General features: G+C 73.2%; 14 protein-coding genes. 3 read left to right on the forward strand and 11 right to left on the reverse strand.

Annotated features, from left to right (window positions below; all coding sequences use genetic code 11):
• Positions 1 to 318: 318 nt before the first annotated feature.
• Positions 319 to 1,365, reverse strand: a complete 1,047-nt coding sequence (locus GGE06_RS14025) for a GlxA family transcriptional regulator (protein ID WP_184931004.1) — start codon at positions 1,363 to 1,365, stop codon at positions 319 to 321.
• A gap of 45 nt (positions 1,366 to 1,410) precedes the next feature.
• Between GGE06_RS14025 and GGE06_RS14030 the strand changes: the two genes are divergently transcribed.
• Entirely contained in the window at positions 1,411 to 2,022 is a 612-nt protein-coding gene (locus GGE06_RS14030) for a cysteine hydrolase family protein (RefSeq protein WP_116160362.1), read from the forward strand.
• Positions 2,023 to 2,035: 13 nt separating this feature from the next.
• Here the strand turns inward: GGE06_RS14030 and proC are convergent, their stop codons facing one another.
• The 5 genes from proC to GGE06_RS14055 form a co-directional block, all read right to left on the reverse strand.
• On the reverse strand, positions 2,036 to 2,845 hold the full coding sequence (gene proC / locus GGE06_RS14035) for a pyrroline-5-carboxylate reductase (protein WP_116160361.1): 810 nt from the start codon (positions 2,843 to 2,845) through the stop codon (positions 2,036 to 2,038).
• An 84-nt stretch (positions 2,846 to 2,929) separates the two neighbouring features.
• Positions 2,930 to 3,667, reverse strand: coding sequence for an ABC transporter permease (locus GGE06_RS14040; RefSeq protein WP_184931005.1), 738 nt, complete (start codon positions 3,665 to 3,667; stop codon positions 2,930 to 2,932).
• Positions 3,664 to 4,506: an ABC transporter ATP-binding protein gene (locus GGE06_RS14045; RefSeq protein WP_184931006.1), complete on the reverse strand. Its 843-nt coding sequence runs from the start codon at positions 4,504 to 4,506 to the stop codon at positions 3,664 to 3,666. The genes GGE06_RS14040 and GGE06_RS14045 overlap by 4 nt, the downstream gene beginning before the upstream one ends.
• Before the next feature lie 188 nt (positions 4,507 to 4,694).
• On the reverse strand, positions 4,695 to 5,189 hold the full coding sequence (locus GGE06_RS14050) for a hypothetical protein (protein WP_181924604.1): 495 nt from the start codon (positions 5,187 to 5,189) through the stop codon (positions 4,695 to 4,697).
• A 34-nt stretch (positions 5,190 to 5,223) separates the two neighbouring features.
• Positions 5,224 to 5,556, reverse strand: a complete 333-nt coding sequence (locus GGE06_RS14055) for an SH3 domain-containing protein (protein ID WP_184931218.1) — start codon at positions 5,554 to 5,556, stop codon at positions 5,224 to 5,226.
• Between the two features lie 77 nt (positions 5,557 to 5,633).
• On the opposite strand from GGE06_RS14055, the gene GGE06_RS14060 reads away from it, so the two are divergent.
• Positions 5,634 to 7,796, forward strand: a complete 2,163-nt coding sequence (locus GGE06_RS14060; protein WP_116160357.1) for a serine/threonine-protein kinase — start codon at positions 5,634 to 5,636, stop codon at positions 7,794 to 7,796.
• Between the two features lie 66 nt (positions 7,797 to 7,862).
• On the opposite strand, the gene ilvD is transcribed toward GGE06_RS14060, so the two are convergent.
• From ilvD to GGE06_RS14080, 4 genes are all read right to left on the reverse strand, one after another.
• Positions 7,863 to 9,716, reverse strand: coding sequence for a dihydroxy-acid dehydratase (gene ilvD / locus GGE06_RS14065; RefSeq protein WP_184931007.1), 1,854 nt, complete (start codon positions 9,714 to 9,716; stop codon positions 7,863 to 7,865).
• A 93-nt stretch (positions 9,717 to 9,809) separates the two neighbouring features.
• The gene (locus GGE06_RS14070; RefSeq protein WP_116160355.1) at positions 9,810 to 10,421 is read right to left on the reverse strand and encodes a TetR/AcrR family transcriptional regulator; all 612 of its coding nucleotides are present in this window, start codon (positions 10,419 to 10,421) and stop codon (positions 9,810 to 9,812) included.
• Positions 10,418 to 11,260 carry a sugar phosphate isomerase/epimerase family protein gene (locus tag GGE06_RS14075; RefSeq protein ID WP_116160354.1) on the reverse strand — a complete coding sequence of 281 codons (843 nt, stop codon included), beginning with the start codon at positions 11,258 to 11,260 and terminating at the stop codon, positions 10,418 to 10,420. Before GGE06_RS14075 ends, GGE06_RS14070 begins: the two co-directional genes overlap by 4 nt.
• A 77-nt stretch (positions 11,261 to 11,337) precedes the next feature.
• Positions 11,338 to 12,270, reverse strand: coding sequence for a Ppx/GppA family phosphatase (locus GGE06_RS14080; RefSeq protein WP_116160353.1), 933 nt, complete (start codon positions 12,268 to 12,270; stop codon positions 11,338 to 11,340).
• A 92-nt stretch (positions 12,271 to 12,362) separates the two neighbouring features.
• Here GGE06_RS14080 and GGE06_RS14085 point away from each other — a divergent pair, with 92 nt between their 5' ends.
• A complete protein-coding gene (locus GGE06_RS14085) occupies positions 12,363 to 13,172 on the forward strand; it encodes a DUF3109 family protein (RefSeq protein ID WP_376773542.1) in 810 nt (269 codons plus the stop codon).
• On the opposite strand, the gene GGE06_RS14090 is transcribed toward GGE06_RS14085, so the two are convergent.
• Positions 13,169 to 14,941 (reverse strand): BACON domain-containing protein, encoded by a 1,773-nt coding sequence (locus GGE06_RS14090; protein ID WP_184931008.1) that lies wholly within the window; start codon positions 14,939 to 14,941, stop codon positions 13,169 to 13,171. The genes GGE06_RS14085 and GGE06_RS14090 overlap by 4 nt on opposite strands.
• Between the last annotated feature and the right edge of the window lie 153 nt (positions 14,942 to 15,094).

The raw sequence follows: 15,094 nt of genomic DNA on the forward strand, positions 1-15,094 counted from the left end.
GGGCCCTTCCGGCGGTTCCGACTCTATCAGATCCTTTCGGCGTCTGATTCCCAGTCAGCGGGGTTTGTCTTTCCGGCTGTTCGGCCGTTCCGACGAGTGAGACTTTAGCGGATTCCTGCCGTCCGACGCTAATCGGGCGACATGCGCCCAGACCTTCGAACGCGAATTCCTCATTTCGCAAAAACGCACGGAAAGCACGACGGCATGGCAAAGCACCGTCAGGTTCAGTGGATCTTGCGGAATGGCTGTCCGGGGCCGACCGGAGTCGGTGCTCACGTCGGACAACTCGGAGAACCTTACGGATCAGGGGGTTCCGTGTCAACCCTGGTCCGTGGGGGTTCCTCTGCCCGGGTGACGGAAGGCGTTGCGGTAGTCGCGGGGGCTGGTGCCCAGGTGGGAGGCGAAGTGCTGGCGCATGGTGACCTCGCTGCCGAAGCCCGCGCGGCGGGCCACCTCGGGGAGGGGGTGGTCCGTCCGTTCGAGCAGCTTCTGGGCTGCCGCCACGCGCTGGGTGATGAGCCAGTGGAGAGGGGTCGTTCCGGTCGTGGCCTGGAAGTGGCGGGCGAAGGAGCGGGGGGACATGCCGGCGACGGCGGCCAGGCTCGCGACGGTGTGGGGGTCGGCGAGGTGGGCCAGGGCGTGGGCGCGTACGGCGGCGAGGGCGTCGGCGTCGCGGTCGGCGCGGGGCGTGGGGTGCTCGATGAACTGTGCCTGGGTCCCCGTGCGGAAGGGGGCCGTGACCATCGAGCGGGCGACGGTGGCCGCCGCCTCCGCTCCGTGTGCCGTGCGGATCAGATGGAGGCAGAGGTCGATGCCCGCGGCGGTGCCGGCCGAGGTCCAGACGCCGGTGTCCTCGACGAAGAGCGCGTCGGGTTGGACCTGGACGGCGGGGTGGAGGGCGGCCAGGGTCCCGGCGAGGTGCCAGTGGGTGACGGCGCGGCGGCCGTCGAGGAGGCCGGCGCGGGCGAGGACGAAGGCGCCGGCGCAGAGCGAGGCGACCGGGACGCCGGCGGTGTGGGCGCGGCGGAGGGCGTCCAGGACGGGGGCCGGGAGGTCGGCGTAGGGGTCTTCGATGCCGGGGACGACGACGAGGTCGGTGGGGGTGAGGTCGTCGATCCAGGTGAGCGGGCGGTCGGGGGTGAGGGTGAGGCCGCCGCGCAGGGGGACGGGGGTGTCCGGCTCTGCGGCGGTTCTGCGGAGTTCGAAGGGCGGGACGCCGCGGAGGGTGCGGTCGCTGTCCCAGACCTCGGTGATGACGGAGACGTCGAAGGCGCGGATGCCGGGGAAGGCGACGAGGGCGATGCGCTGGGGGCGTGGTGTGGGTGTCTGCGGCACGGTTGGCAGTAAAGCATCGATCGCTGGCATTCGTCCCTCTGGGACGCGGGGGCCGGCGGCGGGAGGATCGTTGTCATGGAGATCAACGAGAACGCGGCGCTGGTGGTCATCGACGTGCAGAAGGGCTTCGAGTCGGAGTTCTGGGGCCGGCGGGACAACCCGGACGCCGAGCGGAACATCGCGGCTCTGATCGACGTGTGGCAGGAGACGGGGCGGCCGGTCGTCTTCGTACGGCACGACTCGCCGCGGGCCGGGTCGCCGCTGGAGCCGGGGACCGAGGGCAACGAGTTCAAGGACTTCGTCGAGGAGCGGCGGGGGAAGGGGACCGGTCCTGAGCTGCTCGTCACGAAGTCCGTGAACTCCGCCTTCTACGGGGAGCCCGATCTGGATGCCTGGCTGAAGGGGGTCGCCCGCGGCGGAGCCGCTGATGGACAGCGTGGGCAGTTCGTGGTGGTGGGGATCCAGACCAACATGTGCAACGAGACCACCGCGCGGATGGGCGGGAACCTCGGGTACGACGTGCTGTTCGCGATCGACGCCATGCACACCTTCGACCTGGCCGGGCCGTTCGAGTGGACGCAGACGGCGGAGGAGCTGACCCGGGCGACGGCGGTGTCGCTGCACGGTGGGCGCTTCGCCCGGGTCGTGACCACGGAGGACGTGGTGAAGGGTGCGTCGGCTGCGTAGTCGGGGCGGGCGCTCAGCTGTTGCCGGAGGCGAGCTCGCGGCTGCGGTCGCGGGCCGCTTCCAGTGCGGCGATCAGGGCGGCCCGTACGCCGTGGTTCTCCAGCTCGCGGATGGCGCTGATGGTGGTGCCGGCCGGTGAGGTGACGGCCTCGCGGAGCTTGACCGGGTGCTCGCCGCTGTCGCGGAGCATCACGGCGGCGCCGATGGCGGCCTGGACGATGAGGTCGTGGGCCTGGGCGCGGGGCAGGCCGAGGAGGATGCCGGCGTCGGTCATCGCCTCGACGAGGAAGTAGAAGTACGCGGGGCCCGAGCCCGAGAGGGCGGTGGCGGCGTCCTGCTGGGACTCGGGGACGCGGAGGGTCTTGCCGACGCCGCCGAAGATCTCCTCCGTGTGGGCGAGGTGCTCGGGCGTGGCGTGGCTGCCGGCCGAGATGACGGACATGCCCTCGTCGACGAGTACGGGCGTGTTCGGCATGACGCGGACGACGGGGGTGCCGGAGGTGAGGCGGTCCTCGATGAAGGACGTGGGGATGCCCGCCGCCGCGCTGATGATCAGGCGGTCGGCGGTGACGTGCGGGGCGAGCTCGTCGAGGAGGCGGCCCATGTCCTGCGGCTTGACGGCCAGGATGAGGGTGTCGGCGCGCTTGGCGGCCTCGGCGTTGGTGACGGTCTCGACGCCGTAGCGGGTACGGAGTTCCTCGGCGCGTTCGGCGCGGCGGGTGGTGACCAGGAGGTTGGTGGGGCGCCAGCCGGCGCGGATCATGCCGCTGAGGAGCGCTTCACCGATCTTGCCGGTGCCGAGGACTGCGACGGTCTGGGTCATGGGTCTGTTCACCTCGCCGGAGGGGGCCTTTTCGACATCCTTTCACCGGTGGGGGCCGGGGTGCGTGGGGTGTCCGAGGGGCGGTCAGGCGGTGCGGCGGCGGAGGGTGGCCGCGCCGAGGCCGAGGACGAGGACGGCGCAGCCGGCGACGACGAGGGCGTCGCGGACGAAGGCGGTGGTCATGTCGGGGTGGCGCAGGACCTCGTTCATGCCGTCGACGGCGTACGACATGGGCAGGACGTTCGAGATCGCCTCCAGGGCGGGGGCCATGCGGTCGCGCGGGGTGAACAGGCCGCAGAGCAGGATCTGCGGGAAGATCACGGCCGGCATGAACTGGACGGCCTGGAACTCGGACGCGGCGAAGGCGGAGACGAAGAGGCCGAGGGCGGTGCCGAGGAGGGCGTCGAGGAGGGCCACCAGGAGGAGGAGCCAGGGGGAGCCGATGACGTCGAGGCCGAGGAGCCAGACGGCGAGGCCGGTGGCCAGGACGGACTGGAGGACGGCGACGAGGCCGAAGGCGAGGGCGTAGCCGGCGATGAGGTCGGCCTTGCCGAGGGGCATGGCGAGGAGGCGTTCCAGGGTGCCGGAGGTGCGTTCCCTGAGGGTGGCGATGGAGGTCACCAGGAACATCGTGATGAGCGGGAAGATGCCGAGGAGCGAGGCGCCGATGTTGTCGAAGGTGCCCGGGCTGCCGTCGAAGACGTAGCGGAGCAGGAAGAGCATCAGGCAGGGGACGAGGAGCATCAGCGCGATCGAGCGCGGGTCGTGGCGCAGCTGGCGCAGGACGCGGGCGGCGGTGGCGAGGGTGCGGTTCGCGTTCACGGGCGGTGCTCCTGCTCTTCGACTGCGGCTCGGGCGGCTCGTTCGTTCGCCGCGTCCACGAGGTGCAGGAAGGCTTCCTCGACGGTGGCGGTGTCGTTGCGGCGGCGGAGGTCGTCGGGGGTGTCCTCGGCGAGGATCTCGCCCTCGCGCATGAGGAGCAGTCGGTGGCAGCGCTCGGCCTCGTCCATCACGTGGGAGGAGATGAGGAGGGTGGTGCCCCGGTCTGCGGCGATCCGGTGGAAGAGGTTCCACAGGTCGCGGCGGAGAACGGGGTCGAGGCCGACCGTGGGCTCGTCGAGGACGAGGAGCTCCGGGGTGCCGAGGAGGGCGACGGCGAGGGAGACGCGGCTGCGCTGGCCGCCGGAGAGCCGGCCGGCGAGGGCGTCCGCGTGGTCGGCGAGGTCGACGTCCTCGATGGCCCGGTCGACGGCGGTGCGACGGTCATGGCGGTGGGCGCGGCCGGGGAGCAGGACGGCGGCGAAGTAGTCGAGGTTCTGGCGGACGGTGAGGTCGTCGTAGACGGACGGGGCCTGGGTGACGTAGCCGATGCGGGAGCGGAGGGCGGGGTCGCCGGCGGGGCGGCCCAGGACCTGGAGGGTGCCGGTGACCTTGGCCTGGGTGCCGACGATGGCGCGCATGAGGGTGGTCTTGCCGCAGCCGGAGGGGCCCAGGAGGCCGGTGACCTGGCCGGTCGGGACGGTGAAGTCGAGGGCTTTGAGGACTTGGCGGTCGCCTCGGACTGTGGTGAGGGATTGGGCGATGATCGCCGCCGTGCTTTGTGCGGGGTCGCCTGAGTCGGCCGTGTCGGCCGAGTCGCCTGCGGCCGCGTAATTCATCATGTGATGAATAGTGGGGCTGGGGGTGTCCGGGCGTCAAGGATCTGGGTCTTGGGTTCCTGCGGGTGCATGTGGTGCGGGTTCAGGCGCGGGAGCCTGGGCCCGGCAAGGGGCACCGTCCCGTGTGCCCGCCCGTCCCGCAAGGCGGGACGATCGCCCGCACGGCAGCGGGTGCGGGCCCGCAGGTGCCGTTACTTGCGCTTCGGCTTCTTGCGGGTTGACGGGTTGCCCGTGCGGGAGGCTCGGCGGTTTTCGTACTGCTTCACTGCCGCTTCGTGTTCCGTGCGGTGGAGTCTTTCGCCTGGGGCCTCGATGAAGCAGCGGGCCGCGTAGGCCAGGAGGGAGCCGATGAAGCCGATGGCCTTCAGGCTGCGGAGGGACTCCTCGCGGGCCGGGTCGGCCGGGCGGCGGACGAAGCCCTCCCAGGTCTTGGCGAAGGCGATGGCGCTGCAGACCGCGAACATGATGACGACCAGCGTGTTGACGACGCCGCCGACGTCCGCGATCTGCAGGCCCTCATAGGCGAAGCGCAGCACGAAGCAGGCCGCGACGGCGGCGGCGAGCGCGCCGGCGGCGAGGCCGGCGCGGCGCAGCGCGTAGTGGCCGCTGTGGTCGACCCAGGTCGTGCCGAAGAAGCGGATCTCCTCAGGCTGCGGGCCGCTGGGCTGCTTTTCTTCGTCGCTCACGGGATCGATTATCCCCGGGGCGGCGGAGCGGAGCTCAGGAGCAGCGCGGTGCGACCATCTCGTCGCTGCCCGTGTGGACGTACGCGTCGGCCACGTACTCGCCCGGCGCGATGTTATCCCAGATGTTCGTCGTGCCGTACGGGCCGCCGACCCACTCGCCGTACTTCTGGCAGTAGATGGCGACGGTGGCGCCGAGCGGCAGCACCCGGACGATCGGGTACTTGGTGCTCGGGCCCGAGCGCACGTTGACCCGGTAGCCGGGTGCGACCTCGTAGCGCGTGGTCATGGTGTCCTCCCCCTGTGGCGCAAAAGCGCTCCGCCGAGTTTCACTCTCCGCGACGCGCAGGCTAGCAAGCTCCACCGACATCGCGGGCACCATGGACTAGGCTCCGTCGGGTCGCGCACGTGCGCGCGATGTGACGGGGAATCACACGGGGGTGGGCGATGCCACCGTTGCGCGGCACCGGTGCCGAACGGTATGCGGAAGAGCCCGAGTACGCGGGCGACTACCGTCTCCAGGCCTGTCTGGGATCCGGCGGCATGGGCGTCGTGCACCTCGCGAGCTCCGCCTCGGGGCTGCGGCTCGCGGTCAAGGTCGTACACGCTCGGTATGCGGAGGACCCCGAGTTCAGGGCGCGTTTCCGCCAGGAGGTCGCGGCCGCCCGCCGGGTCAGCGGGGCCTTCACGGCGCCGGTCGTCGACGCCGATCCCGATGCCGAACGCCCCTGGATGGCGACCCTCTACGTGCCCGGCCCGACCCTCGCCGACCAGGTGAAGCGGAACGGCCCGCTGTCCCCGGCCGAACTGCGCCGGCTCACCGCCGGGCTCGCCGAGGCGCTCCGCGACATCCACCGGGCGGGTGTGGTCCACCGGGACCTCAAGCCCAGCAACGTCCTGCTGACCGACACCGGCCCGAAGGTCATCGACTTCGGGATCTCCCGGCCGGTCGACAGCGATCTGCACACGGAGACGGGCAAGCTCATCGGCTCGCCGCCGTTCATGGCGCCCGAGCAGTTCCAGCGGCCCCGGGAGGTCGGGCCGGCGGCGGACGTGTTCGCGCTGGGTTCCGTGCTGGTGCACGCGGCGACCGGGCACGGGCCGTTCGACTCCGACAGCCCGTACATCGTGGCGTACCAGGTCGTCCACGACGAGCCGGACCTGACGGGGGTGCCGGCGGACCTGGCGCCGCTCGTCGCGCGCTGCCTCGCCAAGGAGCCGGTCGCGCGGCCGACGCCGGCGCAGATCATGCAGGCGCTGCTGCCTCCCTCGTACGCGGCCGAGGCCTTCATACCGGCGCAGCGGCGGCGGCCCGCGCTGCCCGAGGACGAGGACGCGGGCCACGCGCCCGCGTGGGACGCGGACACGCCGGTCCGGGCCCCCGCGCCGGCCGTGCCCCGGCGCGGTCCGCGGATCCGGCCGCGTCCGACGATCGCCGTCGCCGCCGCGCTGGCGCTGACCGCGGCCGGTCTGTACGCGGCGCTCAGCCGGCCCGCGGACCGGCCCGAGACCCCGACGAGCCCGGACGAGGTGGCGACCTCGTTCACCGGCTGGACCACCGGGCTCCAGAAGTACGGTCCGTCGTCCGCGCCCGCCTGTACGCACGACGCGGGCGCGCTGTACTGCGCGGCGCGGGGCGTCGGGCTCGCCCGGCTCGACCCGGTGACCGGCCGGATCCTCTGGTCGCGGACCGCGCCCGTCGAGCAGGGGTCGCCCGAGGTCCCCGTGCCCCTCGCGGAGGGCCTGGTCGGGGCCGCCGCTCCGACGGGTCCCCTGCGGGCGTACGCGGCCGGGGACGGCGCGCCCGGCTGGACCGCCCGCGGCAAGCTCCCCGAGGTGTACCGGCCGGCCGGCGAGGCCGTGGTCCTGTCGGACGGCGTCGGCGGCATCCGGGCGGTCGACGCGCGCGGCGGCAAGGAGCTGTGGCGGCACGGCCTGACCGGCTTCGGGGTGCCGCGCCCCGGACCGTACGACGCGCCCTCCGGGCTCCTCACGGTGTCCGAGGCGTCGGAGGACGCGACGCACACCCGGGTCGCCGCGATCCGGCCCGCCACCGGCGAGGTGGTCTGGCAGCGGAACCTGGACGGCAACCTCGACCCGCTGGGCCGCACCGGGGACGGCACGCTGGTCCTCGCGGCCTTCTACGGCGCCGACGCCTCGCTGGTCGACGCCCTCGTCCTCCTGGGGCCCGGCGGCGACCACGGCGCCGTGCGCAGGCTGTCCCTGCCGTACCGGATGGACCTCCGGGGCGTCGCGGTGAGCGGAGCCGTCGTCCATCTGCTCGACGCGGACGGGCACCTCACCGCCTTCGACACCGCCGCGCCGAAGGGGAAGGTGCTGTGGGACCTGGAGACGGCCGCCGGGAACGTCTCCCCGCCGGTCCTCGGCCCCCGCGACCGGCTCTACTTCTCCGTCCAGGACGGCCGGCTGCTCGCCGTCGACACCGTGCGCGGCGCGCTCGTCGGCCAGACCCGGCCCCGGCTGCGCAACGGCCGCCTCGGGTACGCGACGACCGTCCCCGCGCCCGTGGTCGCCGGGGACCGGGTCTTCGGGACGGCGCCGGACGGCTCCGTGTTCGCGGTGGACGCGCGCGATCCGGCGTCCTGGTGACCACGTAGGACGAAGGGGAGCGGGTCCGAGGACCCGCTCCCCTTCGTCGTACGTCCTTCGCCGGGGTCAGCCCAGCTTCGTCACGTCCCGGACCGCGCCCTTGTCGGCGCTCGTCGCCATCGCCGCGTACGCCCGCAGCGCCGCCGACACCTTGCGCTGCCGGTTCTTCGGCGCGTACACGCCGCCGAGGGCCTCGCGGCGGGCCGCCAGGGTGGTGTCGTCGACGAGGAGCTCGATCGAGCGGTTCGGGATGTCGATGCGGATGCGGTCGCCGTCCTCGACGAGCGCGATCGTGCCGCCCGAGGCCGCCTCGGGCGAGGCGTGGCCGATGGAGAGGCCCGAGGTGCCGCCGGAGAAGCGGCCGTCGGTGACGAGGGCGCAGGTCTTGCCCAGGCCGCGGCCCTTGAGGAAGGAGGTCGGGTAGAGCATCTCCTGCATGCCGGGGCCGCCCTTGGGGCCCTCGTAGCGGATGACGACGACGTCGCCGTCCTTGACCTGCTTGTTCAGGATCTTCTCGACGGCCTCCTCCTGCGACTCGCAGACGACGGCCGGGCCCTCGAAGGTCCAGATGGACTCGTCGACGCCGGCGGTCTTCACGACGCAGCCGTCGACGGCGAGGTTGCCGTGCAGGACGGCGAGGCCGCCGTCCTTCGAGTACGCGTGGGCCGCGTCGCGGATGCAGCCGTTCGCGGCGTCCGTGTCGAGGGTGTCCCAGCGCTCCGACTGGGAGAAGGCGGTCGCGGAGCGGACGCAGCCGGGGGCCGCGTGCCACAGCTCGACGGCCTCCTCGGAGGGGGAGCCGCCGCGCACGTCCCAGGTGTCCAGCCACTCCTTGATGGAGCGGGCGTGGACGGAGTGGACGTCCTCGTTCAGCAGGCCCGCGCGGTAGAGCTCGCCCAGGATGGCGGGGATGCCGCCCGCCCGGTGCACGTCCTCCATGTAGTACGTGCGGTCCTTGGCGACGTTCGGGGCGACCTTGGCCAGGCAGGGCACCCGGCGGGAGACCTCGTCCATGTCCGGCAGGCCGTAGTCGAGCTCGGCCTCCTGGGCGGCGGCGAGCAGGTGCAGGATCGTGTTGGTGGAGCCGCCCATGGCGATGTCGAGGGCCATGGCGTTCTCGAAGGCGCCGCGGGTCGCGATCGAGCGGGGCAGGACGGAGTCGTCGTCCTCGTCGTAGTACCGGCGGGTGAGGTCGACGACCGTGCGGGCGGCGTTCTCGTACAGCGCCTTGCGGGCGGTGTGGGTGGCGAGCACCGTGCCGTTGCCGGGGAGGGAGAGGCCGATCGCCTCGGTCAGGCAGTTCATCGAGTTGGCGGTGAACATGCCGGAACAGGAACCGCAGGTCGGGCAGGCGTTCTCCTCGATGCGGGAGATGTCCTCGTCCGAGATCTTCGGGTTCACGGCGTCGGAGATCGCGTCGACCAGGTCGAGCGTGCGGACCGAGCCGTCGACGAGCGTGGCGCGGCCGGACTCCATCGGGCCGCCGGAGACGAAGACCGTCGGGATGTTGAGGCGCAGGGCGGCCATCAGCATGCCGGGGGTGATCTTGTCGCAGTTGGAGATGCAGATGAGGGCGTCGGCGCAGTGCGCCTCGACCATGTACTCCACGCTGTCCGCGATCAGGTCGCGGGAGGGCAGGCTGTAGAGCATGCCGCCGTGGCCCATGGCGATGCCGTCGTCGACGGCGATCGTGTTGAACTCGCGGGCGATGCCGCCGGCGGCGGTGATGGCCTCGGAGACGATCCGGCCGACGGGCTGGAGGTGGGTGTGGCCGGGGACGAACTCGGTGAAGGAGTTGGCGACGGCGATGATCGGCTTCCGGCCGATGTCCGCGCCGGGTACACCGGAGGCGCGCATAAGGGCGCGTGCGCCCGCCATGTTGCGGCCGTGGGTGACAGTGCGGGACCTCAGCTCGGGCATCGTCGCTCGCTCCTCGTGATGGGTGTGCTTGCATTCGAGCGTACGCCGGTGCTCCAAGATCTGGACAGGGCGTCCGAAATGCGGGACGGGTGTTCAGCCTTCGGTCAGGTAGCGCTGGAGGGTCGGGGCCACCTGTTCGACGATCCGCTCCGGGTCCGCCGAGGCCAGCGGCTCGACCTGGATCACGTACCGCATGATCACGATCCCGATCATGTGCGAGGCGGCCAGCTCCGCGCGGAAGCCCGGGTCCGGCACGTCGAGCTCGGCCGCGATCCGCTCCAGGAGCCGGCGCAGCACGAAGGTCCGCAGCACCTTGGCCGCCGCCTCGTGGGTGAGCGCGGAGCGGACGATCGCGAGGAGCGGGGCGCGGGAGGCCGGGTTCTCCCAGACGCCGATGAAGAAGCGCGCGAGCCGCTCGCCGATGGCCTCGCGGGGGCCGCCGAGGATGGCCGGGAGGACTGCCGCGGGCTCGAAGGAGACCTCGATCGCGGCGGCGAAGACCTCGTCCTTCGTGCCGAAGTAGTGGTGCACGAGCGCCGGGTCCACGCCGGCGGCCTTGGCGATGCCGCGCACCGAGGCCTTGTCGTAGCCGCGCTCGGCGAACTGGGCGCGGGCCGCCTCCAGGATGCGGGTCCGGGCGCCCGGGCCGCTCTCCTCCTCGGTACGGGACGGGCGGCCGCGCCGGCGCGGGGCCGGGTCGGTCATGGGCGGGGAGCCCGTTCGGTCGTCGGGCGGGCGGGCGCCGAGGCCAGGTGGAGGCGGGTGAAGGCGAGGGCCTCCGCGAGATCGGCCTCGCGTTCGGCGGCTGACATCGCGCGGCGGGTGTTGACCTCGATGACGACGTGCCCGTCGAAGCCGGTGAGCGCGAGCCGCTCCAGGAGTTCGGCGCAGGGCTGCGTGCCGCGCCCCGGGACGAGGTGCTCGTCCTTCGCGGAGCCCTTGCCGTCGGCGAGGTGGACGTGGCCGAGCCGGTCGCCCATGCGGTCGATCATCGCGAGGGCGTCGGTGCGGGCGGTCGCGGTGTGCGAGAGGTCGACGGTGAAGTGCCGGTAGTCGTCCTTGGTGACGTCCCACTCGGGGGCGTACGCGAGCATCTCGCGGTCCTTGTACCGCCACGGGTACATGTTCTCGACGGCGAAGCGCACGTCCGTCTCGTCCGCCATCCGCCAGATGCCGGTCACGAAGTCCTTGGCGTACTGGCGCTGCCAGCGGAACGGCGGGTGCACGACGACCGTCGACGCGCCGAGCCGCTCGGCGGCGGCCTGGGCGCGCTGGAGCTTGACCCACGGGTCGGTGGACCAGACGCGCTGCGTGATGAGGAGGCAGGGGGCGTGCACGGCCAGGATCGGGACCTGGTGGTAGTCGGAGAGCCGGCGCAGGGCCTCGATGTCCTGGCTGACCGGGTCGGTCCACACCATGACCTCGACGCCGTCGTACCCGAGGCGCGCGGCGATCTCGAAGGCCGTCGCCGTCGACTCCGGATAGACCGAGGCCGTCGACAGGGCGACCTTCGCATCCGGGATGCGCACCACTGGTTCTGCCACGGGGTAAGGGTACGGGGCGGGCCGGGGGGCCGGAGGGTGGTTCCGGTCACGCCCCGGCCGGTGCGGGGTGCGGGCCGTCAGTGCTCCGGCAGGTGGTCCAGGCGGCGGAGGATGACGCCCTCGCGCAGGGCCCAGGGGCAGATCTCCAGTTCCTCGACGCCCAGCAGGTCCATCGCCCCCTCCGCGACGAGCGCGCCCGCGAGGAGCTGGCCGGCGCGGCCCTCCGAGACGCCGGGGAGGGCGGCGCGCTCGGGCGCGGTCATGCCGGCGAGGCGCGGGACCCACTCCTCCAGGGACTTGCGGGACAGGATCCGCTGGACGTAGAGGCCCTCCCCCGAGCCGGGCGCGCCCGCGATCCTGGCGAGCTGTTTGAAGGTCTTGGAGGTGGCCACGACGTGGTCGGGGCGGCCGAAGCGGCTGAACTCGTGGACCGTGCGGGCGATCTGCGCGCGCACGTGGCGGCGCAGCGCCTTCACGTCGGCGGTGTCCGCCGGGTCGCCGGGCAGCCAGCCCGCCGTGAGGCGCCCGGCACCCAGGGGCAGGGAGACCGCCGCGTCCGGGTCCTCGTCGATGCCGTACGCGACTTCGAGGGAGCCGCCGCCGATGTCGAGGAGGAGCAGCTTGCCGGCGGACCAGCCGAACCAGCGGCGGGCGGCGAGGAAGGTGAGCCGGGCCTCCTCCTCGCCGGTGAGGACCTGGAGGTCGACCCCGGTCTCGTCCTTCACGCGCGCGAGGACCGCGTCGGCGTTGCTGGCCTCGCGCACGGCGGAGGTCGCGAAGGGCAGCACCTCCTCGCAGCCCTTGTCCTCGGCGGCGAGGAGCGCGTCCCGCACGGTCGCGATGAGCCGCTCGACGCCGCCGGGCGCGATGGCACCCCGCTCGTCGAGCAGTTCGGCGAGCCGGAGCTCCGCCTTGTGCGAGTGGGCGGGCAGCGGCCGGGCGCCGGGGTGGGCGTCCACCACGAGGAGGTGCACTGTGTTCGAACCGACGTCGAGGACTCCGAGTCTCATGGGCGGAACGCTACTGCGCCGACCCGCATACGCTTGGTGTTGTGCCAAAGACGAAAAAGGCGAAGCCGGGCAAAGAGAACGAAGGCGTGCGCGTGAACGACGCCAGGACCGCGCACGCGGCGAAGGCCGTGAAGAAGCAGAAGAAGCGGACCGAGCCCGACGAGAAGGGGCTCGACTTCGCGCGCGCGTGGGTCGAGTTTCCCGATCCGGCCGACGAGGAGCAGGTCTTCCGCTGCGACCTGACCTGGCTGACCTCTCGCTGGACGTGCATCTTCGGCAACGGCTGCCAGGGCATCCAGGAGGGGCGCGCCGACGACGGCTGCTGCACGCTGGGCGCGCACTTCTCCGACGAGGACGACGAGAAGCGGGTCGCCGGGCACGTGGCCCGGCTGACGCCCGAGCTGTGGCAGTTCCACGACGTCGGTACGGAGTCGGGCTGGGTGCAGCTCGACGAGGACGGCGACCGGCAGACCCGCCGCTGGGAGGGGTCCTGCATCTTCCAGAACCGGCCCGGTTTCGCGGGCGGCGCGGGCTGCTCGCTGCACATCCTGGCGATGAAGGAGGGCCGCGAGCCCCTGGAGACGAAGCCGGACGTGTGCTGGCAGCTGCCGGTGCGGCGGACGTACGACTGGATCGACCGCCCCGACGACACCAAGGTGCTCCAGGTGTCGATCGGCGAGTACGACCGGCGCGGCTGGGGTCCGGGCGGCCATGACCTGCACTGGTACTGCACGACGGCGTCGTCGGCGCACGTCGGCGGGGAGCCGGTGTACGTCTCGTACCGGCCTGAGCTGGTCGAGATGATGGGCGAGGAGGCGTACGGGGTGCTCGCCGGGCTGTGCGAGGCGCGGCTCGCCTCGCAGCTGCCGCTGGTGGCCCCGCATCCGGCGGACCCCGTCTAGGGCGTCTCGGTCGCCGGCGGGGTCGTGGCCGGGTCCGGGTTCGTCGGCGTGGGTTCCTCGGTCGCCGGCGGTGTGGTGCTCGGGTCCGGCGTCGGCTCGGTGGTCGGCGGCGAGGTCGTGGGCTCGGTCGGGGGCGGCGTCGTCGGTTCCGTGGTGGGCGGGGTCGTGGGCGGGTCGGTCGGTTCCGTCGTCGGCGGAGACGTCGGCGGGGTCGTCGGTTCCGTCGTCGTGGCCGGCGGGGGCGTGATGACCCGGCCGGTCGGCGGCTTGGCGGGGCCGTGGCCGTCGATCCGTACGACCGCGCCCGAGGGGTTCACCCCCACGCGCGCGCTCCACGGGCCCGCGGGTGTCCGGCCGTGGTCGACGCGGACGGTGATCGTGATCCGCTCGCCGGGGCGGAGCGTGCCGGAGGCCCGGCTGACGTACAGCCAGGGGGCGTCCGTCCACAGCGACCAGTCGACGGGTGAGCCGCCCGCGGCGGTGAGGGTGAGCAGGGTGACGTCGCCGTGGCCGGCGGCGGTGACCGTGATCCAGCCGGCGGCGGGTTCGCCGGGGCGGGCCGGTTCGGTGGGGGCGCCGGGGCTGACGACCTCGACGGAGACGTCGGGGGCGCGGCTGCCCTGGGTGAAGCGGGGCTCCGGGGCGGCGCTCGCGTTGCCCGCGTTCTCGTAGCGGTCGTACGGGCTGCCGTCCGGGCCCACCGGTTCGTCCGCCTCGCGCGCGCTGATCCTGCGTCCGTCGTGGCCGGTCTCGTCGGCGGCCGGGGTGCCCCGGTACGAGGTCCACAGGGCGAGGACGGGGGCGGCGACCACGGCGGCGACGACGGTGGTGGTCACCGCGCGGGCCCGCATCCGGTCCCGGCGGGCGACGTGGTCCTTCGGGTCCATGGGGAAGCCGGTCGGCGCGAAGCGCGGGGCGCCGGCACGCGCGCGCGGGACGTGCAGCATCGCCATGTACGCGGCGGCCCTGGGCGCCTCGACGAGCGGCAGCCGGTCCGCCGGGAGGGCCGGGGCCCCCGGCCAGGGGCCTGCGGCGCCGACCCGCTCGGCCGCGCGGCGGCAGCGGGGGCAGTCGTCGACGTGCCGGACGAGCTCGGCGCGCAGGGCGGCCGAGAGGAGCACCTGGTGGTCGCCGGTGAGCCGGGCGACGGTGGGGCAGCTGCCGGTCTCGACGACGGCGAGGGCGGCGCGGGTGCGTTCGACCTCGCAGCCGGCGGTGGCGAGGAGCTCCCGGGCGGCGAGCGGGTCGAGGGAGAGCACGGCGGCGACCTGACGGTGGCTGAGGCCGTGCCGCACGGCGAGCTCCAGGGCCTCCCGCTGCTCGGGCGTGGTGCCGGCGGCCTCGGGCCAGGCGAGCAGGGCGAGCTCGGCGCGGCGCCGCTCGGCGGTCTCCTCGGAGACCCGGGGCGGCTCGGGGGCGGTGACGGCGGGCCGGCCGGTGTGGGCGCCCTGGCGCTTGCGTCGCTGCTCGCCGAGGCTGCGCAGGCAGGCCCAGCGGGCGAGGGCGTACAGCCAGGCCGTGCGGCCGTCCTCGTCGGAGGGGCAGCGGCCGTGGTGGCGCTCGGCGACGGCGAGGACGTCGCCGAGGACGGCGGTGGCCGTGTCGTGGTCGCAGAGCACGGAGAGGCAGTACGTGAAGAGGCCGTCGAGGGCGGCCTCGTAACGGGCGGGGGGACGCCGGCCGAGCGTGCGCGGTCCCTGGTCCGTGGCGCGGTGCGCCCGGTGTGCGCCGGTGGTGCGTGCGGGGGATTCCAGCCTGCTGCTCGTCACTGGGCGACCGTAGGCAAGGCCGGGGGCACTCTTCGTACCGGTTGCTCCATTCTCATTCTTACGGGTGAAGGTATCGCTCGAAAGGGGACAGGAGGCGGGCGTTCCGGTGCCGTGGGGCCGCCCCTGTGGACGGCCGGGGCCCGTTGTCAGTGG

The organism is Streptomyces nymphaeiformis, assembly GCF_014203895.1.
GTDB classification, from domain to species: domain Bacteria; phylum Actinomycetota; class Actinomycetes; order Streptomycetales; family Streptomycetaceae; genus Streptomyces; species Streptomyces nymphaeiformis.